This is a genomic window from Holdemania sp. 1001302B_160321_E10, assembly GCF_015552275.1.
Lineage (GTDB): Bacteria > Bacillota_I > Bacilli_A > Erysipelotrichales > Erysipelotrichaceae > Holdemania.
Window position 1 is genome coordinate 46362 of the sequence record NZ_JADNEM010000010.1, and the last position, 23543, is coordinate 69904.

Here is a 23543-nt window from a genome sequence, read left to right on the forward strand (position 1 = left end):
ATGAAGAACCTGTTGAATAAAAAGAATGCCTGCTGGCTCGTTTTGATTGCGGGCAGCTACGGCTTAATCTCATTGTTAATCAGCGCCGGGGTGATCAACAACGTTTACCTGACCGTACTGATGACGATCGGCATCAATATCATTCTGGCGATCAGCCTGAACCTGATCATCGGCGTGACTGGTCAGTTCTCGCTTGGTCATGCCGGGTTTATGATCATCGGCGCGTATTGTGCCGGGGTTGCGGTCAAGCAGTTCTCCGCCAGTCTGGGCGGGATTCTGCTCGGCATGGGAATCGGCATTGTGATCAGCGGCGCGGTGGCGTTAGTCGTTGCGATTCCGACGCTGCGCCTGCGCGGGGATTATCTGGCGATTGCCACACTGGGCTTTGGCGAAATCATCCGCATCCTTATCTTGAATATGAAGATTACCAACGGCGCGGCAGGGTTGATCCTGCCGAAACTGATCGGCTGGCAGGTGATCTTTGCGGCAGTGGTGATCTGCACGATCATCATCCTGAACTTCTGCCGGTCTGCCCAGGGCCGCGCGTGCATCTCCGTGCGCGAGGATGAAATTGCGGCGGAAGCGATGGGCATCAATACGACGAAGTATAAAATCATGGCGTTTGTCTTGGGCGCGATGATCGCCAGTGTGGCCGGTGCGCTGTATGCCGGGGCGTTCTACGTCATCAAACCGGAGATGTTCACCTTTAACAAGTCGATTGATATTCTTGTGCTCGTCGTCTTCGGCGGCATGGGCAGCTTTACCGGCTCGTTTATCGCGGCCGGTGTGATCGGCGTACTCAATACGGTCCTGCAGCAGTTCTCCGATATCCGGATGATCCTGTATGGCTTAATGCTGGTCGGCATCATGATCTTCCGTCCAAGCGGTCTGTTAGGCACGAAGGAATTCACGTTCTCCAGTCTGTTTGAGCGGTTTGGGAAACGAAAGGAGGCACGCGGATGACGGTCTTAAAAGTCAGCGGCCTGACGAAAAACTTCGGCGGTCTGGCCGCGGTGTCCAACGTTAATCTGGAAATTGAGGAACGCGAGCTGATCGGACTGATCGGACCTAACGGCGCGGGCAAAACGACGCTGTTCAACCTGCTGACCGGGGTCTATGATCCCAGCGAGGGCAAAATCGAACTGAATGTTGAGGGGACGATGAAAAGCATCGGCGGCTTAAAGCCGTATGTGATCACCGGCCTGGGGCTGGCGCGGACGTTTCAGAATATCCGGCTGTTTAAAAACATGACCGTGCTGGACAACGTAAAGCTGGCGATGAACAAGTCGGTGAAGTATTCCACCTTGGCGGCAATTCTGCGTTTGCCTTCCTATTACCGCGAGGAACAGCGCGTGCTGGAGGAAGCGGTGAAACTGCTGGAAGTTGTCGGCTTGGCGGAAAAACAGACGACGCTGGCGAAGAATCTGCCGTATGGGCAGCAGCGCAAGCTGGAGATTGCCCGGGCACTGGCGGCGAAGCCGAAGATTCTGTTCCTCGACGAACCCGCCGCCGGGATGAATCCGCAGGAAACCACCGAGCTGACGGAGCTGATCCATCAGATCAAGGAACAATTCAATTTAACGGTCGTGCTGATCGAACATGATATGTCGCTGGTCATGAAGATCTGCGAACGGATCTACGTGCTGGACTACGGCAAGTGCATCGCCGATGGGACACCGGATGCGATCAAAAACAACCGCCGCGTCATCGAGGCGTATCTGGGGGAGGATTAAGATGCTGAAAATTACGGATTTAAGCGTTCATTACGGCGTAATTCAAGCTTTGAAGGGTGTTTCCCTGGAAGTGAAGGAAAAGGAAATCGTGGCTTTAATCGGCGCGAACGGCGCGGGCAAAACGACGCTGCTGCACGCGATCAGCGGATTGTTGAAAAAAAGCGGCGGCGAGATTGAATTTCTCGGCCAGTCCATAACAAAGAAGAATGCCCGCGATATCGTCAAGGCAGGCATAACGCAGGTGCCGGAAGGGCGGAGGATTTTCCCCGATATGAGCGTTGCGGAAAACCTCTGGATGGGCGCGTATCTGCGCAAGGATAAAGCCGGAATCCAAAGTGATCTGGAAAGTGTATGCCAGCGCTTCCCGCGGCTGGCAGAGCGCATGAAGCAGCTGGCCGGCACGCTGTCGGGCGGCGAGCAGCAGATGCTGGCGATGGGCCGGGCGCTGATGGCCCGACCGAAGCTTTTGCTTCTGGATGAGCCGAGCATGGGCCTCTCCCCGCTGCTGGTCAAGGAAATTTTCTCAATCATTCAGGATATCAACGCCCAGGGAACGACCGTCCTGCTCGTCGAACAAAACGCCAGGATGGCGCTGGGCATTGCCAACCGGGCGTATGTACTGGAAACCGGCAGCGTCGTGCTGAGCGGCACCGGCGCGGAATTAGCCGCCAGCGAAGACATTAAGAAAGCCTATTTAGGAGGATAACATTATGTTGGTGAAAGATCGTATGACAGCCAATCCCTACTGCATCAGTAAGGATACCTCGATCAGCGCGGCGCTGGATCTGATGGCGGAGCGGGATTTTCACCGCATTCCGGTCGCCGCCGGCCAGGAGTTAGTCGGTCTGGTCACCGAGGGTACCATCGCGGAGAACACCCCGAGCAAGGCGACCAGCCTGTCGGTCTATGAGCTGAATTATCTTCTGGCAAAAAGTACCGTTGAGTCCGTCATGATCAAAGACGTCGTGACGATTCATCCCGACGCGCTGCTGGAAGAAGCCGCGGTGTTGATGCGGCAGCACGACATCGGCTGTCTGGTTGTGACCGAAGGCCGCAAAGTCGTCGGCATCATCACACAGAACGATATTTTCGAGGCGTTTATCGACCTGTTGGGGTATTATGAGGAAGGCAGCCGCTATGTGATCGCGGTCGAAGACAAGCCGGGCGTGCTGGCCGATCTGACCGGATTGTTTTTTGATGAAATGGCGCAGATCACCAACCTGGCCGTCTATCGCAAAGACGCGCAGACTGACGTCGTCATCCGTGCCCGCGGCGTAGCGCCGGAGGTGATGAAAAAGCTGTTGAACGACCATGGCTATCAGGTAACCTCAGTGCTGACCCGCTGCGATAAGTAAGAGTTCTGGACAGTCCGCAACCGGCTGTCCTTTTTTGCGCGGCGAACAAAATTTCAGAAAAAAAAGAATCAGGAAAGTAAGATCAGCGATTGTCAGAAGGCAGAATTAACATTTCTGATATAATAAAAGAAGATGAAGAAACGGCAGGCGTCAGCTGCCGGGTGAGGAAAGCCCATGGAACACAAACGATGCGGCTGGGCGGAAAACGGCTCCGCTCAGTTGAAAACCTATCATGATGAGGAATGGGGAAAGCCGGTCCGCGGCGAGCGGGAATTGTTTGAATTGTTAATTCTGGAATCATTCCATTCCGGTTTATCCTGGCAGATTGTGCTGCATAAACGCGAAGCTTTCCGCGCAGCGATGGATCAGTTCGATCCGGTTTTAATCGCGGCGTATGATTCAGCCAGACTGGATGCCCTGATGCAAAATGCGCGGCTGATCCGGCATCGCGGCAAGTTTCAGGCAGCGATCACCAACGCCCGCTGCTTTCTGGCGATCCAGCAGGAATATGGAACGTTCCTCACTTTCATCCAGACGATTCTGCCGCCGGAACCGATCCAGCTGCGGACTTGTCCGCATCCGGCGACAACCGTCTGGTCGGATGCGTTGGCGAAGCAGATGAAACAACAGGGGATGCGGTTTCTCGGGTCGGTGACCGTGCAGGCTTTTCTGGAGGCTGCCGGATTTATCGACGGACATGAAGCGGATTGTTTCCGGGCTGAATGAGCGGAAACGCCTGCGGTTGGAGGCAAAGGGGAAAGGAGCGGAGGCGGGATGGCAAAAAATAAAGTTGAAAATCAAGGCATGATTCGCCGCGTTTATCAGCGGATTATCCTTTTGGGGATGCTTGTGCACGTGCTCTACATCGCGCTGGGCGGTTGGCTGACCATGACGGAAATGGTGTTTTACAACGTTGGCAGCACAGTGTTTTATCTGACGATGCTTGTACTGGTATTCTATGGCCGCTATCGTCTGGCGGTAGCCCTGATTCACCTGGAAGTCTGCGTTTTCGTTGTTGTGGGAACGCACGCGCTGGGGTGGGAAACCGGCCTGCCGCTGTTGTTGATCGCGATGGCTTCGCTGATTTATATCTGTCCTTACCGCCACAGCACGGTTCCGTTTCTCTTTTCGCTGCTGGAAATCGGCGTGTTCGCGTTTTTGAAGCTGACCTCGGATCAGGAAATATGGCTGCCGCAAGCGCTTCCCGGCAGTCTGGTAAACGGCATTTACCTGTTTAACGCTGCCATGTGTTTTACGATTATTCTTGTGTCTTCCTCGATCTTCAACGTATCATCGGCGCTGGCGCAGGGCCGGCTGCGGCGCAAGAACAAAGAGCTGCAGGAAGCGGCCTTCATGGATCGTCTGACCGGGACGCTGACCCGGTATGGCTTACAGGAACAGCTCAGAACCAGTCAGGGGAAATGGATGGCTGTGGCATTGGGAGATCTGGATGATTTCAAACAGGTTAACGATACCTATGGCCATATCTGCGGCGATTATGTGCTGGCAACGACTGCCCGGCTGATGCGGGAAACGGAATCGGCGCTTGTCTGCCGCTGGGGCGGCGAGGAGTTTCTGATTCTGATGGCGGATCTGCCGCAGGCGGAGGCAGAGAGAAAACTGGCAACACTGGCAGAGAAAATCCGCAGTTATCCATTTTCTTACGACGGGCATCTGATCCGGGTCACCATGACCTTTGGTCTGACTTACGGAAGGATCGGCGCGGACTTTGAAGCCGTAGTCGAGCTGGCAGATCAACGGATGTATCAGGGAAAACGTCAGGGAAAGGATCGGATTGTCTTCTAACTTGCAAAGTTGAATAAAATTCAAACTCAAGCGTGGAAACGATTGAAAATGTTGTATAATAAGCGCAGGAGGCGATGTTCATGGAACAGAAATCGTTGTTTGATGATCGCGATCTGAACAGTCCGCTGGCCAGCCGGCTGCGGCCGAAAACGCTGGAGGAAGTCGCAGGTCAGAAACATCTTTTAGGCGAGGGAAAGATCCTGCGGCAGCTGATCGAACAGGATCAGGTGTCCTCGATGATTTTCTGGGGGCCGCCGGGCGTGGGCAAAACGACGCTGGCCCGGATCATCGCTGAGCGCACGCAGTCGCATTTCGTGGATTTCAGTGCGGTGACCAGCGGGATTAAGGAAATCAAAGAAGTCATGAATAAAGCGGAGCTGAACCGCCAGATGGGCGAGAAGACAATTCTGTTCGTCGATGAAATCCATCGCTTTAATAAGGCTCAGCAGGATGCTTTCCTTCCCTTTGTAGAGAAGGGCAGTATCATTCTGATCGGCGCGACAACGGAAAATCCGTCGTTTGAGATCAACGCCGCTCTGCTTTCCCGGTGTAAGGTGTTTGTGCTGCAGGCGCTGGCAACGGAGGATTTATTGGAGCTGTTGGCGCGGGCGCTGAAGGATCCGCGGGGCTTTGGCAATTATCATGTGGATCTGAACGACGATCTGTTGTGGATGATCGCCAATTTTGCCAACGGCGACGCACGCACCGCACTGAACACTTTGGAAATGGTCGTGCTCAACGGCGATAAGAACGGCGAGGATATCGTCGTGACCAAAGAGCATCTGGAACAGTGCATCAACCGCAAATCGTTGTTGTATGATAAAAAAGGGGAGGAACATTACAATTTAATCTCCGCTCTGCACAAGTCGATGCGCAACAGCGACGTCCAGGCATCGGTGTACTGGCTGGCACGGATGCTGGAAGCGGGCGAGGATCCGCTGTATATCGCGCGGCGGGTCGTGCGGTTTGCGAGCGAGGATATCGGCATGGCGGACAGCCGGGCAATGGAGGTCGCGGTGGCGGCCTATCAGGCATGTCATTTCAACGGAATGCCGGAGTGCAGCGTCAATCTGACGCAGGCCGTCGTTTATATGGCGCTCTCGCCGAAGTCCAACGCTTTGTATATGGCATATGAAGCGGCGAAGAAGGATGCGCTGGAACATCTCGCGGAGCCGGTGCCGTTAGCGATCCGCAACGCGCCGACCGCCTTGATGAAGGAGCTGCATTATGGCGAAGGGTATCAATACGCCCACGATACCGAGGAAAAACTAACGACGCTGCAATGCCTGCCGGACGCTTTGCTGAACCGGAAGTATTATGTGCCGACGCGGCAGGGCCGGGAAGGTCGGATTCAGGAGCGGATGGAACAGATCGAAGCCTGGCAGAAGCAGCATCGCCATCAATAAAATGAAAAGATTTGGGGACTGATAAGGAGGGACGCCATGTTCATCATGATCGGCGCCGGTTCGGGGCATCGCAAAAAAGCTTATCTGGGAGTTCGGGTTTGTCCGCATTGCGGAAAACTGAGCCATTTTTATTTAGTTGAGCAGGCGCAGCAGGTATCGGTATTTTTCGTGCCGGTCGTGCGCTGGGGCAAGCATTGGGGCATCGCGTGCTCGCGCTGCAAGGCGGGCTTTGAGATCGCGGAGAATGAAAAAGAGTTCTGCCTGAAGCAGGCGCAGTGGATGCCAAGTGAAAAGCAGATGAACGAAGTGATCGAATATCTGGGCGTGCAGCTTCAATCGGGGGAAGTGCCTGACTTTGAAACGCTGCGCGAGCGGGTGCGTCTGCGCTTTGATTTCCATGTCGACGACCGCTCGCTGCAGGAGATGATCAAAGGACTGCGGCAGGCGGCGGATCAGGCCAGCCAGTTTCGTCAATTTTACTAGATGACTCAAGCATCAGCGAGAAGAAGGAAATTTCTTCATTCCCATACAATCCAATTCGCAAAAAAAACTGCGGCGTTCCTTTTTCAATATTTATATCTTGGAATGCGCAGAACAATCAGACTGGTATAAAAAAGTCATTGCGTCTAATGGGGAAGATCTGGATTGAACTGATCAATTAGAGTACAAAAAACAAACAAAAAAACATGTCTTTTCAGAAAAGCAAACAGAATTCTGAAGCAGACATGTTTTTATTGAGTCAGTTTGCATTGCGGCTCAGACAGATGGAATCATCATTAACTTAAAAACCGGTTCAGAAACGTGGTGACTGAATCCCAATACAATGTCGGGTCTACATCCGCGCTGGCCGCGTGGGCCGCGCCTTCAATGATCAGCAGCTCTTTCTCCGTCGGGCAGGCTTCATAGACCTGATAAACCATCTCTGTCGGCACATAGGTATCGTTGCTTCCGTGAATGAACATCATCGGCACTGCTGCCTTTTTCAGCTGTTCTACAGCTGACGCTTCTTTGAAGTGATAGCCGGCGCGAATCCCGGTCATGATATCCGCGGTTGCCAGAAACGGAAATTCCGGCAAGCCGAAGCGGTAATCCAGCTGATTTTTAAACATATCATATACCGAAGTGTAGCCGCAGTCTTCAATGATCGCTTTGACTTGGGAAGGCAAGGCTTCCCCTGCGGTCATCATCACGGCCGCCCCGCCCATCGAAACGCCGTACAATACGATTTCCGCATCCGGATCCTGGCTTACAACCTGATCGATCCAGAGTAAAAGGTCCTTGCGGTCCAGCCAGCCCATCCCGATATAGGATCCGTTGCTTTCGCCATGCGCGCGGTTATCCGGTGTGATGACCGTGTAGCCCAGCTGGGAAAAATGCCGGGCTTCCGTCTGCATCGCTTCTTTATTCGAGGTATAACCGTGGATGACCAGAGCGTAGCGATGCGACGCAGGATCCGCGGTGTATTGCAGCGCGCGCAGTGTCAGCCCATCCTGACTGACGATTTCTTTCTTTTCCATGGAGACGGTTTTCAGCCAGAGGTCGGTCAGCCGCTGTTCCTCGGCTTTGTTCGCTTCCTCGTTGCCATAGGTTTCATTGACCGGCGCTTTGCCGTCATTGGCGGATTGCGGTGCCTGATCGGCGCGGTAGAGCGCGTAATCGACCAGATAATTGCCGGCCCAGAAGCTGCCTGCAGTCAAGGCGGCAATCATGACGACGAGCACCGATATGAAAATTTTCGTTTTTTTCTTCATGCGGATTCATCCTCTTTTCAGGTCGGTTCGTTGAGAACCTGAACGAGGAAACAGTATAGCAGAATTTAGTTTGTATGTCAAAATAAATCATTTTACATCCTTGCCCGATTGCGGAATTTCCAGAGTGTCCGGGATTCCACAGGAAAGGCTGAGGGAAGAAGAGTGGTGGACAACGGGATTTCAAATGCACAATCTGCGGTTAATTCCGCGGCAGACATAAAAAAAGCTGCCCGCTTTCGCGTTCAGCTGTTTGTTTTTATCTGGTGCGGTAGGTGGGACTTGAACCCACATGGTTTTACCCACACGCCCCTGAAACGTGCGCGTCTGCCGATTTCGCCACTACCGCATGATCGTTAAACAGTCATTTTTCCGACTGCTTTTATATATTACACTAAAACGCTGCGCAGTGCAAGAGTTTTTTTATTTTTTCTAACCGGTTAAACTGAATTTTTTCTCTTTTCGACTTCACCGCCGGTGTTTGAGAGCGAAAATCAGGATAAAGAAGCATTCATAACGATATCCCGGCACGCAAGCAAAAAAGACAATTTAGGCAGTTTGTAGGAAACTCTGCAAACCATATTGCATTTTATAAAGAGTAGAGTATAATTGGTTAACATAGTTAAATATTAAGTAACTTAACTATCCAGACAAAAGAGGTGACCGGTATGGATGAACAGGAAATTGCTCAAAAACTGATGCGGCTGATTTACGACATGCGCCAGCGCAGCGAATCTCGCGGACGCAAGAAGAAAACGATGAATTCCCGGGATATGATGATTCTGCACGGAATTCTTCATCTCAACCCCGAAGGAATGATCAAAATGAGCCAGATCAAGGACTATTTCCACGTCAGTCCGGCAGCGGTATCGCAGGGAATCCGTTCCTTTGAGCAGCAGGGATGGGTCGAGCGGGTACTCCTGGACAACGACCGGCGCAGCGTCTACATTCGGGTGACGGAGAAAGGCCGCGAGCTGATGCAGAAAAGAGAACAGGAATTCTGTGATCAGCTGACCGCCTATTTCCGCTATCTGGGCGAATCCGACAGCCTGGCTTTAATCCGCACGCTGGAACGGACGATTGAATATTGTCAGAGTCTGGCAAGCCGGGATTCGCAGGAAAAGTAAGAAAGGAGTTTTTTATGGTCAGGATCAAAAAGGTGAGAATCACCCAGTATTTGAAACCGTTCGCGCTCTCCATCGCGGCGGTTATCGTGCTGTTGTTTGCCCAGGCTCAATGCGAGCTGGCGCTGCCGGATTACATGGCCGACATCGTCGACGTCGGGATTCAATCCGGCGGCATTCGCAGCGCGGTTCCGGAAGTGATCCGGAAAAGCGAAGCGGAAAAACTGGCAATGTTTCTTAATGACGAACAGCAGCAGCTGTTTCTTTCAAGCTATACGCTGGTGGACGCCGGACAGGCCAGCGCAAAACAGATCAAACAAGCTCCGTTAGTCGAACAGGAACCGGTATATTTCCTGAATTCGCTGACTGACGAGGCACGTGCCTCGCTCAATTCGATGTTGGCGCGGGCGGAAATGATCGTCGTCAGTCTCCCCGGCTTAAAGAATAGCGAGGAATTCAAAGAATTAAATCTGCCGGAGGACGTCGATCTGTTTTCCCTGCTGAGGCAGCTGCCGCAGGAAGTCATTGACGACATCGTTGCCAGGATCGACGCCAGTCTGGAAGTGGCTGGTGAAAATGCGTCACCGGTAGCGTCAGCCCAGTTTATTAAAATGGAGTATCGGGCAATCGGCATCAATACCGATTCAATTCAGCTCAATTACATTTTCAGCAGCGGCTTGCGGATGTTGGGAATCGCGTTGTTTGGAACGATCTGCGCGATCATCGTAACGTTTCTGGCTTCGCGGATTGCGGCCGGCGTTTCCCGCAATCTGCGGCTGGCGGTTTTCAGCAAGGTTGAAAATTTCTCATCTGCGGAATTCAATCAGTTTTCCACCGGCACGCTGATCACCCGGACGACCAACGACGTTCAGCAGATTCAGCAGGTGCTGGTCATGTTTATGCGGATTGTCGTGTATGCGCCGATCATCGGCGTCGGCGCGATCATCAAGGTGCTGAACACCAACGCGTCGATGACCTGGATCATCGCCCTGGTCGTCGTGGTCATCATGGCGATCATGGGCGTGGCGTTTGCGGTCGTCATGCCGAAGTTCTCAATCATCCAGAAACTGCTGGATAAGATGAACTCCGTCCTGCGCGAATTTCTGGACGGCCTGCCGGTTATCCGGGCGTTCAATACCCAGGGGTATGAAGAAAAGAAATTTGATCAGGTCAATACCGATGTGACGAAAACCAACCTGTTTGTCAACCGCACACTGGCGCTGTTAATGCCGATGATGATGCTGGTGATGAACTGCGTCGGCATCCTGATCGTCTGGGTCGGCGGCCATCAGATCAATCTGGGCACGCTGCAGGTCGGCGACATGATGGCGTTTATTCAGTACAGCATGCAGATCATCATGGCGTTCTTAATGATTACGATGGTTTCGATCATGCTGCCGCGGGCGGTGGTTTCGATCAAGCGTGTGCTGGAAGTGCTGAATTGCCCGCTGTCGATCGCCGATCCGCAGCAGCCGAAGTCGTTTGATCCTCAGCAGCATGGCTACGTTGAGTTTAAAGACGTGGCGTTTCGCTATCCGGGCGCTGAGGAAAACGTTCTGGAAAACATTTCGTTCCTGGCCCGTCCGGGACAGACGACGGCCTTTATCGGTTCGACCGGTTCCGGCAAATCCACGATCGTCAATCTGGTACCGCGCTTCTTTGATGTCACGGCGGGCTCGATCGAGGTTGACGGCGTGGATATCCGCGAGGTCAGTCAGCAGGAACTGCGCCATAAGATCGGTTATGTACCGCAGAAGGGCGTGTTGTTCTCCGGCACCATCGAATCCAACCTGCGCTATGCCGACGCCGATGCCGACTGGCATCAGCTTAAGCAGGCAGCGGAAATTGCTCAGGCGAGCGAGTTCATCAACGCCAAACCGGAAGGCTACGACGCGCCGATCGCACAGGGCGGCACCAACGTTTCCGGCGGACAGAAGCAGCGGCTGTCGATTGCCCGCGCTCTGGTCCGCAATCCGGAAATCTATATTTTCGACGATTCGTTCTCCGCGCTGGACTTCAAGACCGATGCGGCGCTGCGCAAAGCCCTCAACGAGCTGTGCCAGCGGACCGGCAGCACGGTGCTGTTGGTCGCGCAGCGAATTTCGTCGATCATGCATGCCGATCAGATTGTTGTGCTGGATAAAGGCCGTATCGCCGGAATCGGAACGCATGATGAGCTGATGAAGACCTGCGAGGTGTATCAGGAAATTGCGTATTCGCAGCTGTCAAAGGAGGAATTGGATCATGACGAACACGAAGCATAATCCGAAACCGATGATGCGCGGTCCGATGGGACGGGGACATGGAATGCGCGGCGCCGGCGAAAAGGCCAAAGATTTCAAGGGCACGATGAAGCAGCTGCTGCGCTACATCAAGCCATATTCTTTATCCATGGTGTTTGGAATTCTGTTTGCGGCCGTCGCGACCGTCATGACGGTTGTCGGTCCGAAAATTTTAGGCAAAGCGACGACGGAACTGGCTGTTGGACTGAGTGCGAAAGCGATGGGAACCGGAGGCATTAATTTCGGCAGGATCGCTGAAATTCTGATTTTCTTATTATGTTTGTTCGGTTTATCAGCCCTGTTTCATTATTTCCAGAACTGGCTGATGGCCAGTGTCGCGCAGAAGGTTTCCTACAACCTGCGCAAAGCGCTGGCCGAGAAGATCGACCGGCTGCCGTTTAAATATTTTGACACGCATTCGCATGGAGATCTTCTGTCGCGGGCGACCAACGACGTCGACACGGTCTCGCAGACGCTGAATCAGTCGCTGGCGAATATCATCACGGCGCTTGTCCAGCTGTTCGGCTTCACGATTGTGATGTTGTCCATCAGCTGGGAAATGACGCTGATGGCCTTCTGTGTTCTGCCGCTTTCAGCGATCCTGGTCATGCAGATCGTCAAGCGTTCGCAGCGGTTCTTCGCCCGTCAGCAGGAAGCTTTGGGCGCAGTCAACGGCCATATTGAAGAAATGTATTCCGGGCATATCGTCATGAAAGCGTTCAACGGCGAGGAACGTTCGATCGCGGAATTCAGTGAGAATAACCAGCGGCTGTACGATTCCGCGTGGAAATCGCAGTTCTTAAGCGGCATGATGCAGCCGTTAACAACGCTGATCGGCAACCTCGGCTATGTCGGCGTCTGTATCCTGGGCGGCTGGCTGGCGATCAGGGGCGCGATTGAAATCGGCGACATTCAGGCTTTTATCGCCTATGTCCGCAACTTTAATCAGCCGATCAACCAGCTGTCTCAGTCGATGAACGTCCTGCAGTCGACAGCGGCGGCGGCAGAGCGGGTCTTCGAATTCTTAAACGAGGAAGAAGAAGTCGCTGAAACCACAACGCCGGCGCCAGTTCGCGACCGGCACGGCAAATCCCTGATTCAGGGACAGGTGACGTTTGAAAACGTTCATTTCGGCTACAATCCGGACAAGATCATCATCAATGATTTCTCGATGTTCATCAACGCCGGCAAGCGGGTTGCCATCGTCGGGCCAACCGGCGCGGGTAAAACGACGATCGTCAAGCTGCTTATGCGGTTCTATGAGCTCAACGGCGGAACGATTTATGTCGATGGACAGGATATCAGAAATTACAAGCGGTCAGATCTGCGCTCGCTGTTTGGCATGGTGCTTCAGGACGCGTGGCTGTTTGACGGCACGGTCATGGAGAACCTGCGTTACGGACGGCTGGACGCGACGGATCAGGAAGTCATCGCGGCGGCCAGGGCGGCGCATGTGGACCACTTTATCCGCACGCTTGATCATGGCTATCAAACGATGATCGACGAGGATTCCGGCAATATTTCGCAAGGGCAGAAGCAGTTGTTAACGATTGCGCGGGCGTTCCTGGCGGATCCGAAGATTCTGATTCTGGACGAAGCGACGTCCTCGGTCGATACGCGGACGGAGGTCCTGATTCAGAAGGGCATGGAAACGTTGATGAAAGGCCGCACAAGCTTCATCATCGCGCACCGTCTGTCCACGATCCGCGACGCCGATCTGATTCTGGTCATGAAGGACGGCGACATCGTCGAAGCGGGCACGCATGATTCGCTGATGGCGGATAACGGCTTCTACGCTTCCCTGTATAACTCACAGTTTGAGGATTGTGAATAAAAGAATCTATATTCAGTCTGAGAACAGGCAACTGCGGTTTGGATCGCTGCAGCGATGATTGTTTTCGTTAAGCAGGATGGTTTATGGAAAAGGAATTTTGATATTTATCGTCAGCGGATTGCGGGCCAGTGTTGGGCTGCAGCTCGTCTGGATAAATTTCTTCCTTTTCCTTTTTTAGTGCGGCGATGGATAAAAGTGCTGCCAGAGTGGAAGCAATAAAGCAGCGGATTTTTAAAGTGCAGGGTGAAGCCGGATTCAATGGAGGAATTGCAGGGGAGCGGCATCGCGGATGCGCTGCCAATGCAATCTGAACGCCTACAATACGCCACTATCGCTTGTGATCATTCAAAATGATAAAAAACAGTCATGATCACCGATCAGACAGCAGGGATTGCAGCGTGTGAAATTGCGGCTTCTTTGGAAAAGGCCGCAGGGCAGGAAGACCGCTCACAAATCAGCAAAGCCATGCTTTGATCTTTGATCAAGACTGCCGCCGGCGGTTCCCCTGACTGCGTGAAAGCAGGGGGAAAAGACGGGATTTTGCTTTCAATCATTGCGAAATTCGAATGAGAGTCTTACATTTCCATGACTTTGAACGGGCGGCAGGAGAAACCGGAAAAATTCCGTGTATAATAAAATCAGAAAAGAAACGATGTTATCCTGCAGGCGAAAGTGACGGTTGAAGCGCACCGAAGAAGCAGATTTCAGAAAAACAGAATTCGACAGCTTGAAGATCTCTGCGAAAACGGATTCAGCCCGGGTGTTTTTGCGCAGTCTCAGGATGACAGAATTCAGGTTTTTAAGCTTTGCGCTGAAAGATTGTAATGAATTGCCTGGACAAAAAGGAGGGATATCATGAAGAAAAGATTAAGACATCTGATCATGATCGGCGGATTGTCGCTGGGATTGTTCTTCTCGCTGCAGCCGGCTGCAACTCAGACGCTTGCGGAAGAGCGAACAGGCGAGGTTTTGCCTGCGGCCGCCCCGGGACGGCTTGTCCTGAATACCGGCATGAACCGGACCGGGAAACGGACGGCCAGACAGGCTGGCGAAGTGACGATCGCCTCCTTTGACCCGTTGGAACCGAACGTTGCCGAACAAACCGTAGCGGTGGGCACGGCTCTGTCAAAATTGAACCTTCCGGAATCGTTATCCGGGACGGATTTGGAAAAGAATCCGCTGCCAGACATTCCGGTTAGGTGGAAAGCGAAGGACGCAACTTACGATCCGTCAAAACCACAGGATTATATATTTATCGCTGAACCTGGCTCAGGCTATGTTCTGGCGCCGGCTGCGGCGCTGCCGGAAATTGTGGTCACGGTGACCGGCTTCGAGCCGACGACGCTGCCTGAAAACTATGTGCGCGTCACGGTGAAGGCGGGCGAGCTGAAGACCAAGGTGGAAAAGGGACAGGTCTTGCCGCAGAAGATCGCGGCCTTGTTTATCGAAGGTACGCTGAATGAACAGGATATGAAGTACATTCGCGGAACCTTGACGAATTTAAAAACATTGGATTTGGAAAAAACAGCGCTGATTACCATTCCCAACGCGGCTTTCTCAAGCATGACTTCCCTGGAAAACCTCGTTTTGCCCGCGTCAGTGAAGACGATCGGTGAACAGGCGTTGAAGGACTGCACGCATTTGACCGCGGTGAATCTGGCGGGGGTCAATGTCGTTGGCGACAGTGCGTTTGAAGGCTGCGCCAGTCTGGGAGCCGTTAATCTCTCCCAGGTTCAGACCTTGGGAGAAAAAGCCTTTACCGGCTGTTCCAATCTGACGCTGGCGGCGGATACCAATTTAAGCCAGGCGCTGAAAACGATCGGCGAATCTGCTTTTGAGAATTGCGGAAAACTGACGGGTGTGGATCTGTCCCAAGTTGAGGCGATCGGGGCCGCCGCTTTCAAAAACTGCGAAAAGCTGACGCTGAAAGCTGGAACCAATCTGAATGAGAAAGTAACGATAATTCATCCGTTCACCTTCACCAGCTGCACTTATCTGACGGCCGTCGATTTATCGCATGTCGTCATGATCGGCGACAGTGCGTTTAAGAACTGCGGTCGTCTGGGCGAAGTGGATTTATCGCAGGTTACCCTGCTGCAGGACTCTGCGTTTGAAGACTGTCATCAATTAAAGCTCAAGGCTTCGACGAATTTGAATCCGGGATTAAGCGTCATCGGCAACCGGGCGTTCAGCCAATGTGCAGCCCTGACGCAGATTGATTTGTCACATGTCGAAACGATCGGTGAGGAAGCTTTCGCTCATTGCGCTTCGATCAGCGAAGCCAATCTGATCAAAACGACGACGCTGGGCGCCGGAGCCTTTAAAAACTGCACAGGCTTGAGCGTGCTGGGAATGCCGGCGAACAAGCCGAACTGGCAAACTACTCCGTTTGAGAATGTGCCGGCCGTCTTACTGCTGTTTGAAAACAGTCAGACGTATGCGGATTTATCTGTATTTCCTTCCGGTTCTTCTGTTCCGGTCATCGAAGGAAAGGATATCCAGGCCGGGGAAACGCTGGAATTGACGATAAAACCGCAGATCAACGGGAACGTCACATATCAATGGAGCTTTAACGGAACTCCGCTGAGTGCGCAGACAAATCCGACTTTGAAAATTGATCAGGCGCAGGCCAGCCACAGCGGCGTCTATCAGTGCGACCTGACCTGGGGACCTTTTGTTCAGCGGGCGGAAAAGACGGTAAAAGTGACGGAAATCATACCAACGCCAACCCCGACGCCAACGCCGACCCCGAAACCGCAGCCGGTGCACGAACACAATTATGGGCCGATGCAGTCCGATCCGACCTGGCATTACCGCGAATGCCTTGACGGCGACGGCGCCAAGGCGGAAATCGCGGAGCACACGCCGGGCGACTGGATCATCATTGAAAAGGCCACCGCGACAAAACCGGGAAGCAAAAAGAAAGTCTGCACCGTTTGCGGAAGACAACTGGAGTGGCAGGAAATCCCGGCCACCGGTCCGGAATATGCGCAGAAAACATTGAAGTCCAAAGAGAACGGGATTCAGATTCACGGCGAGTTCAGCTTTAACTCGGCGCTGGCGGCCTCCGCGGAACTGCCGCATAAGGAAGGGTCTTGCGATGCATGCGACGCAATTCGTGAGCAGCAGAAGAAGGACGGCTGGCTGTCTGGCTATCGGCTGCAGCTGAAGGCGGGAAAATACCGCGGCTCGCTGACGATTGAAATTCCGGTGGATCAAAAAGACGGAACGGAATTAAACGTATGGATTTGTCAGAATAAAACATGGGTGAAAGATACGAAAAAAGTGACGTCCAAAACGATAACCCTCACTATGGACAGCTGGCCTGATTATATTGGATTCTCTGAAGTACCGGTTGTGATCAGCGGACTTCCAGGTTCCCTGAATTTAACGGTCGGCGAACAAACGACGCTGAAACCGCAGCCGGAGGGCGGCAGTTGGGAATACGATCCCTCAGTTCTGGAAATCACAGGACAGGACAGCTATACTGTAAAAGCGCTGAAGACCGGTGAAACGACGATTACCTATTCAGCGGGCGGCGAGCGGTTCAGTCTGAAAGTTCAAGTCGCAGAGAAAGCGGCGGAACCTGAACCGGAAGTAAAGAAAACCGGAAGCATCGTTCCGTTTGCGATTGGGATTCTGGTCTTTGCGGCGGTCGTACTGATCGGCGGCGCCGTGTTCTTGAAGCGGCAGATTGATCAGTCTCAGGGCTGATCAAAACCACGGGGAAAGACATCGGTCACACGCTCCTTGACGAGGCGCAAACCGGGTGAACCCGGCGCGCAGGACAAGCGGAATCAGCGGCAGAACCTGCAGTGAGAGCTTACAGCGAGAGGATGAAAATCGTCTCGCTTTTTTGGCGGCGATCAAGCAGCCGGACAGCCGCGGCCTTTCACGGAGACGACGCAGCGTGAAACCGCTTTCTCAGGTCAGAATATCTGCATTTTCTTTTTTGGCGCACTCTGTTATAATGGTCTCAATTCAATAGAAGAGACAGGGGGAGTGGCTGTGGATAACTTCTTGATTGCCAATATTGCGCTGGACATTTTCTGCCTGATCTTATCGCTCATCCCGATCATCTATCTTGGAAACGATCATCGTTGGCATCAGAAATTAAACCGCTATTTTCTGGGGGTCAGCGTTTCCAACGGATTGATGATTATCGGTGATCTGGGCGACTGGTGCTTCCGGGATATCACAACTCCGTTGATGATGACAGCGGCAATCTTGCTGGTTGTCCTGTATTATGTCAGCTCCGCCTTTGTCCTGTATTTTTTTGCCCGTTACATCGATGAATATTTGAAACTGACGCATCCTGTAAGAACGATCTTTTTGCGGAGTATCACGCTGTTGTGCGGCGTACAGATTTTCTTCGCGCTGATCAGTCCGCTGACCGGAGCGATTTTTACCATTACCGCCGCCGGCTATCAGCGGGGTTCGCTGTTTTTGATATCCCAGCTGGTTCCGCTGTTCTGTTATTTGTCGTTTACCTGGCTGGTCGTACTGAATCGAAAAAAGCTCATCCGCCGTGAAGTGATCTTCTTTTTGTTGTATATCTTTATTCCGCTTGGCGCCGGGGCGTCGCAGATGTTTCTTCGCGGGATCGCGGTGGTGAATGTCGGCGTAACGCTGGCGCTGTTGTTTATCTTTGTCAATATTCAGTCCGAGCGTGATCTGCTGATCCGGCAGCAGGAAAAAGAATTGGCGGAATCCCGGGTTGAAATCATGCTTTCGCAAATCCAGCCGCACTTTCTATACAACACGTTGACAACAATCTGCCAGCTTTGCGATGTGGATCCCCATCAAGCGAAAGCGGCAATCCGGGATTTTTCATTGTTTTTGCGCGGAAATATGGATTCGCTGGAAAGCAAGGCGCCGATTCCTTTTGAACAGGAGCTTCTCCATGCGGAAAATTATCTGTCACTGGAACGTCAGCGCTTTCAGAACCGGCTTAAAGTGGTTTATGAAATTACAGCGCGGGATTTTTCGATTCCCTCGCTCACGCTGCAGCCGATTGTGGAAAACGCCGTGCGCCATGGCGTATTGAGAAGGGAAGAAGGAGGCACCGTTACGATCCGGACTGAGGAAACGCCAGACGCTTACCTTGTCATCGTCGCTGACGATGGTTTGGGTTTCTCTGATAAATTTGAAGAAGACAATCAATCTCATATCGGAATTAAAAATGTAAGGGAGCGGCTGGGGATGTTATGCGGCGGAACGCTGACCTTGCAAAGTACGCCGGGCAAAGGGACTGTGGCGACCATCATGATTCCCAAGGAAGGAGCAACGTTATGAATTATATCGCAGTCGACGACGAACCTTTCGCGCTGAAAGATCTGGAGGAAGCGCTGGCGGAAGCGGCGCCGGACAGTGTCTTACGAACGTTCGGCGTTCCCAGCGAGGCGCTGGCTTATGTTCGTGATCATCCTTTCGACGCCGCGTTTCTGGACATCGAATTGGGAAGTATGAACGGATTGGTGCTGGCAAAAAAATTGAAAGATCTTTGTCCGCAGGCGCATATCATTTTTGTCACGAGCTATAAACAATACGCGCTGGGCGCGATTCAGATGCATGCGACAGGTTATTTGTTAAAGCCGGTCACAGCGGAGGCTCTGCGCCGGGAACTGACCTTTGCCTATGGCGAAGCGCTGCGGCAAAAGCGGGTGCGGGTGCAGACCTTCGGCGGCTTTGATATTTTTGTGGATGGCCGTCCTGTCACGTTTAAACGCGCAAAATCCAAAGAACTGCTGGCTTATCTGATCGACCGGCGCGGCGTCAGCGTGACGGCGGCGGACGCCTGTGCCGCATTGTGGGGCGATGCTTCGATTAAGGCCAGTAAAAAAGGGTACTTCCGGATTGTTGTCAAGGGATTGCGGGAAGCGCTGCAGGCGGCGGGCATCGAAGAAATTCTGCTGCGCTCATGGAACAGCCTCGCGATCCTTCCGGAACGGCTGGATTGCGACAGTTATCACTTCCTGGACGGCGATCCGCAAGCTGTCAACAGTTATCGTCACGATTATCTCTGCTGCTATGAATGGGCGGAATTCCGCCTGGAATAAACGCAGAACTTTCATCATCAGCATATCCGGCTTCCTCATGGGAGTCTTTTTTTTGCGTGAAATGCATAGCCGGTTTGTAACGGATTTGTAACGGGACGTGTGGTAACATTATTAAAATTGAGGTGATCACGATGGGGATTTTAGTCGTGGGCCGGCGTAAGGCGAGCTTGAAGACCGGCATGGTTATTTAAAGCCGCAATACGCCGAGTTCCTGAAGGTGCAGGCAGGATAAAATTGCCGATTGGAGTTTACAGCGAGGCTCAGGCCCGACCGGTGGTTTTGAGTTGAGCATTTAGTTTTGACGTTGAGCTTAAAGAGGTCATCGTTTTCCAACCGCAGAAAGAAAAGAAGGAGAAAAATAAATATGAATCCAACAGTACAGGAATCTGATCAAAAAATCCGGACTGTGAAACGCAACGTCAAGTCCCGGGAACAGCTTGAAGAGGAAAATCAGGCGCTGCAATACGACGCGGAACATGACTGGCTGACGGGTCTGTATAATCGCAAAGCCATGGAACGGCTGTGCAATGAATGGCTGCTTGATAAAAATACAGGAATTTTAATCATGATGGATCTGGATTATTTCAAGCAGGTGAACGACCGGTATGGTCATATCACCGGCGATCAGGTCCTGCAGAACGTTGGTTATGTGTTGATAAAAATGCTGCCGCCCGACAGTCTGATCAGCCGTGTGGGCGGCGATGAATTCACAGTATTGCTCAGAGGACAGGATGAAAAGAAAGCTGAGCAGCTGTGCACGCAGCTTCGCCAGCGACTGCGGCATATACGTCTTCGCGAATGCCTGAATCTGCGATTGGACGTCACGATTTTTCAAACGGCTTCCATGCCTGGCGATACGTATCAGAGAATGTACGATCGGGCGGATCAGCAGATCATACAGAAAAAACATGTCCGCAATATCCGCAAGATGGAGTTAAAGCGGCAGGAAGAAAACGGCGGAGTGACGCTCGATATGAAGTTAATCGCTTCACAAATGCACGAAAGTCACGCCCGCCCGGGTTCCTTCTGTCAGGATTATGAAACGTTTAAAGCAATTTACCGCTTTGCCGAACGGAAAATGTGCCGTTCTCAGGAATCGGCCTTTCTTCTTTTATTCACTCTGACGGACAACAAGGGCGACTTTCCGGCATTGGTGCGCCGCGATGAGGAAATGGATATTCTGGGGGTGATTATTCATGATCATCTGCGGATGAGCGATGTTTTTACGCAGTACAGCAGTTGTCAGTATCTGGTTATGGTTTCTGATATAACCCTTGATAACGCAGATAAGCTCGCGGATCGGATCACCCGGACTTTTTATCAGAAACATACAAACGGTTGTCCGCACATCCTGTTGCGTTACAGCTATCCGCTGCAGCCGACTCGCGTCGAAGTGCACCGGAGAAATGAAGAAAATGCGGCTTCACGCCGCTAAAGCATCCCGGCGTAAAAGTCGGCGCGGCATCTTAAATCCTTAGAAGCAAAGCTGAAAAAACTGTTTTGCGTCAGCGGCCTCAAAGCAGCGGTCAATCTTTTGTATCCATAATCAGATATAGGGGGTATTTGATCTATTTAAAAACCTGACGGTTATAAGTCCTTCGTTCGGTGAGACTGCGGTGATTCGCATTCTGCGTAAAAGGAAAGATGCGAAAGCGGTGGATGGCGGACGCAGGAAAAAAGACAAGGTTCAAAAGGAGAGGGCATATTGCAGGTATGAGGGAATCAGCCAGATCATACTGTAAATAGAAACTAACGCGGCCATCTTTGGCATAGGGCTGCCATTTTGTGACAGCGACCGTGGTCCGGATCATCATAAAAAGACTGGCAAATTTCCGTTAATTTGACTGAAATGATGAAAGAAGAAACGCAGATAGCATCTTTGATAAGTGAGGGAGGGGGAATTTGATGAAAAAACAGACATGGAAAATCGCGGCATTCGTGATTCTGGGGATCGGCGCTGCGGCCTCATTCCTCGTTGTTCGCCCGATGGAAAGCAAAAGCCCGCCGCTGCGCCGGGGAATGTTTGAATGGCAGGAGGAGCGGGTGGTTGATCGAAAAGACGTTGACGAGCTGATCGGCAGATTTCAGATTACCGACTGGGTTCAGGAACTGAGCGTTCCGGTTGACCGCAAAACGACAGCCGCTTTTGTCCGTCATCTGCATCAGGCAAAGGTGAAAACTTACGCGCTGGTTGGCGAAACCGATTGGGGCTATGAGGCCGACGGTGCATCCCTGATTGCATATCTGGAAGAACTCGTCCGGTATAACGATCAGGTCACACCGGCGGAACAGCTTGTCGGCGTGATGGTCGACGTGGAGCCGTACACTCGTTCGCGCTGGAAGGAAGATCCTGCCGGACACATGGAAACCTATGTTTCCGGGATGATCGCAGCTTACCGCTACGCGCAGAAGCACGATCTGATCTTCATCGCCTGCATTCCCCGCCATTATGATGACCAGGGCCTGACGGAGCTTCTGGAAATCCTGATCCGGGACGGCTGCGATGAGGTGGCGGTCATGGATTATGACTGCGGGGCGGAAGTCGAGAAACTGGAAACGGAAGCCCAGCTTACAAAGAAATATGGGAAGGTTCTGCACTGCATCCTGGAATTTCAGCAGGTGGGCAAGCACGGTCTGACGGAAGACAAGACTTACCGCAACAAGGGGCTGGCCGCGGCAGAGGCGGCCTGGAAACAAGTCGATCAGGCATTTCCATTGATCAGCATCGTTCATGATTATCACTGGTCGAAGCCGCTGATTGAAATGATGGAGGAGAGTCAATGAACGAGGTACTGCGGCAGGAACGGAAATTTCTGATTTCAGCGACGCAGCGGGCTCGTTTCGAGGGCCAGCTGGACGCGCTGCTGCATCAGGATACCCATAACGGCGATCTTGTGCAGGGGGGATATCGGGTGCGATCGTTATATTTCGATACGCTGAGCGACCGGGATTTCAACGCAAAGATGGACGGCGTGGAGGAACGGCGGAAAATGCGTCTGCGTGTGTATCATCCTCAGGATAAAACTGCCTTTCTGGAAATGAAGCAGAAACAGGGTTCCAATCAGCTCAAGCGTTCGCTGCCCATCAGGTGCGAAGACGCCGTGCGGCTGATCGCAGGGGATTTCAGTCCGCTGTTAAAATACAAGGAAGCGTTCGCGGCGGAATGTTACGCCATTTTAAACCGTGAGCATTACCGGCCGAAAACGGTGGTCGAATATCGCCGCAAGGCGTATGTGCTGCCGGAGAACAGCATCCGCATCACGCTGGACAGTGAGATCCGGGCCAACGAGTTTCATTATGATATTTTTGACGGGGAGCTGGCGATGGCGCCGATGCTGGACCCGTGGAAAACCATTCTGGAAGTGAAATACAATCATTTCCTGCTGACGTATGTGCGCGACATTCTCCGCAGCTGCAATCAGAGCGAACTGTCCGCGAGCAAGTATTGCATGGCGCGGCGGATCGGGCTGCGATACACTGAATTTTATTAAAAAGGGGGTAACATCGAGTGAGTTCTTATTTATCGAATTTAATGCAGCAGATCGAGGCGCTGAACGCCGGGCAGATTCTGGCGCAGATTCTGATCGCGATCGTGCTGGGCTTCGTCATTTATCTTTCTTATTATCTGGCGCATGCCGGAACCGTTTACAGCCGCAAATTCAACGTCAGTCTGGTCGTTTTGACCGTGCTGACGACAGTCGTCATGACGGCGATCGGCAACAACGTCGCGCTGTCGCTGGGCATGGTCGGCGCGCTGTCGATCGTGCGTTTCAGAACGGCGATCAAGGATTCCCGCGACACCGTTTATATCTTCTGGGCGATCGTCGCCGGTCTGTCCTGCGGCGTCGGCGATTATATGACGGCGGGGCTGGGTTCCGCCGGGGTTTTTCTGGTGCTGTTGGTGCTGGGGCGGATCAAGAATGAAAACAGGATGCTATTGATCGTGCGCGGCGCACGCAGTACGGAGGAGCGGATCATGTCGGTTATCACGCATTATTTTGACGGCCGCCTGGATCTGCGCGTCAAGAACACAACCCGCGAAACGATCGAACTGATCTATGAAATTCCGCGGAAAACCTATGAAAAGAACCTCAGGAAGACCTCGAGCATTGACGAGGAATTATATCAGATCGAACATGTCCAGTATGTGAATATCGTCGCCCAGGACGATGATATCAGCAGCTAGAGGTCTGATC

General features: G+C 52.6%; 19 protein-coding genes and 1 tRNA gene. 18 read left to right on the plus strand and 2 right to left on the minus strand.

The window, feature by feature from the left end:
• From I2D94_RS07770 to I2D94_RS07805, 8 genes are all read left to right on the plus strand, one after another.
• Window positions 1-963 (plus strand): branched-chain amino acid ABC transporter permease, encoded by a 963-nt coding sequence (locus I2D94_RS07770; RefSeq protein WP_072683850.1) that lies wholly within the window; start codon window positions 1-3, stop codon window positions 961-963.
• Window positions 960-1733: an ABC transporter ATP-binding protein gene (locus I2D94_RS07775; protein WP_072683849.1), complete on the plus strand. Its 774-nt coding sequence runs from the start codon at window positions 960-962 to the stop codon at window positions 1731-1733. Before I2D94_RS07770 ends, I2D94_RS07775 begins: the two co-directional genes overlap by 4 nt.
• 1 nt (window position 1734) lies before the next feature.
• Window positions 1735-2439, plus strand: coding sequence for an ABC transporter ATP-binding protein (locus I2D94_RS07780; protein ID WP_072683848.1), 705 nt, complete (start codon window positions 1735-1737; stop codon window positions 2437-2439).
• A gap of 4 nt (window positions 2440-2443) precedes the next feature.
• Window positions 2444-3088: a CBS and ACT domain-containing protein gene (locus I2D94_RS07785; protein WP_072683847.1), complete on the plus strand. Its 645-nt coding sequence runs from the start codon at window positions 2444-2446 to the stop codon at window positions 3086-3088.
• A 174-nt stretch (window positions 3089-3262) separates the two neighbouring features.
• Window positions 3263-3814 carry a DNA-3-methyladenine glycosylase I gene (locus I2D94_RS07790; protein WP_072683846.1) on the plus strand — a complete coding sequence of 184 codons (552 nt, stop codon included), beginning with the start codon at window positions 3263-3265 and terminating at the stop codon, window positions 3812-3814.
• A 48-nt stretch (window positions 3815-3862) separates the two neighbouring features.
• The gene (locus tag I2D94_RS07795; RefSeq protein ID WP_072683845.1) at window positions 3863-4894 is read left to right on the plus strand and encodes a GGDEF domain-containing protein; all 1032 of its coding nucleotides are present in this window, start codon (window positions 3863-3865) and stop codon (window positions 4892-4894) included.
• Between the two features lie 80 nt (window positions 4895-4974).
• Complete coding sequence (locus I2D94_RS07800) at window positions 4975-6300, plus strand: replication-associated recombination protein A (protein WP_072683844.1); 1326 nt, start codon at window positions 4975-4977, stop codon at window positions 6298-6300.
• A gap of 36 nt (window positions 6301-6336) precedes the next feature.
• Window positions 6337-6783 (plus strand): zinc ribbon domain-containing protein, encoded by a 447-nt coding sequence (locus tag I2D94_RS07805; protein ID WP_072683843.1) that lies wholly within the window; start codon window positions 6337-6339, stop codon window positions 6781-6783.
• A 293-nt stretch (window positions 6784-7076) separates the two neighbouring features.
• Here the strand turns inward: I2D94_RS07805 and I2D94_RS07810 are convergent, their stop codons facing one another.
• Together I2D94_RS07810 and I2D94_RS07815 are read right to left on the minus strand one after the other, a co-directional pair.
• Entirely contained in the window at window positions 7077-8051 is a 975-nt protein-coding gene (locus tag I2D94_RS07810) for an alpha/beta hydrolase (protein WP_195396210.1), read from the minus strand.
• A gap of 261 nt (window positions 8052-8312) precedes the next feature.
• Window positions 8313-8397 (minus strand) — tRNA-Leu (locus I2D94_RS07815).
• 319 nt (window positions 8398-8716) lie between these two features.
• Here I2D94_RS07815 and I2D94_RS07820 point away from each other — a divergent pair.
• The 10 genes from I2D94_RS07820 to I2D94_RS07865 all read left to right on the plus strand — a co-directional run bounded on the left by I2D94_RS07820 (window position 8717) and on the right by I2D94_RS07865 (window position 23533).
• Window positions 8717-9175 carry a MarR family winged helix-turn-helix transcriptional regulator gene (locus I2D94_RS07820; protein ID WP_072683841.1) on the plus strand — a complete coding sequence of 153 codons (459 nt, stop codon included), beginning with the start codon at window positions 8717-8719 and terminating at the stop codon, window positions 9173-9175.
• A gap of 14 nt (window positions 9176-9189) precedes the next feature.
• On the plus strand, window positions 9190-11436 hold the full coding sequence (locus I2D94_RS07825) for an ABC transporter ATP-binding protein (RefSeq protein ID WP_072683840.1): 2247 nt from the start codon (window positions 9190-9192) through the stop codon (window positions 11434-11436).
• Window positions 11417-13288 carry an ABC transporter ATP-binding protein gene (locus I2D94_RS07830; RefSeq protein WP_072683839.1) on the plus strand — a complete coding sequence of 624 codons (1872 nt, stop codon included), beginning with the start codon at window positions 11417-11419 and terminating at the stop codon, window positions 13286-13288. Before I2D94_RS07825 ends, I2D94_RS07830 begins: the two co-directional genes overlap by 20 nt.
• Window positions 13289-14143: 855 nt before the next feature.
• Window positions 14144-17002, plus strand: coding sequence for a leucine-rich repeat protein (locus I2D94_RS07835; RefSeq protein ID WP_195396211.1), 2859 nt, complete (start codon window positions 14144-14146; stop codon window positions 17000-17002).
• A gap of 294 nt (window positions 17003-17296) precedes the next feature.
• The gene (locus I2D94_RS18670) at window positions 17297-18583 is read left to right on the plus strand and encodes a sensor histidine kinase (RefSeq protein ID WP_083538456.1); all 1287 of its coding nucleotides are present in this window, start codon (window positions 17297-17299) and stop codon (window positions 18581-18583) included.
• Complete coding sequence (locus I2D94_RS07845; protein WP_072683836.1) at window positions 18580-19347, plus strand: response regulator; 768 nt, start codon at window positions 18580-18582, stop codon at window positions 19345-19347. The genes I2D94_RS18670 and I2D94_RS07845 overlap by 4 nt, the downstream gene beginning before the upstream one ends.
• Window positions 19348-19711: 364 nt before the next feature.
• Complete coding sequence (locus tag I2D94_RS07850) at window positions 19712-20782, plus strand: GGDEF domain-containing protein (protein ID WP_195396212.1); 1071 nt, start codon at window positions 19712-19714, stop codon at window positions 20780-20782.
• A 470-nt stretch (window positions 20783-21252) separates the two neighbouring features.
• Complete coding sequence (locus tag I2D94_RS07855) at window positions 21253-22131, plus strand: hypothetical protein (protein ID WP_072683834.1); 879 nt, start codon at window positions 21253-21255, stop codon at window positions 22129-22131.
• A complete protein-coding gene (locus I2D94_RS07860) occupies window positions 22128-22838 on the plus strand; it encodes a polyphosphate polymerase domain-containing protein (protein WP_072683833.1) in 711 nt (236 codons plus the stop codon). The genes I2D94_RS07855 and I2D94_RS07860 overlap by 4 nt, the downstream gene beginning before the upstream one ends.
• Before the next feature lie 17 nt (window positions 22839-22855).
• On the plus strand, window positions 22856-23533 hold the full coding sequence (locus tag I2D94_RS07865; RefSeq protein ID WP_200798767.1) for a DUF4956 domain-containing protein: 678 nt from the start codon (window positions 22856-22858) through the stop codon (window positions 23531-23533).
• The last annotated feature ends 10 nt before the right edge of the window (window positions 23534-23543 follow it).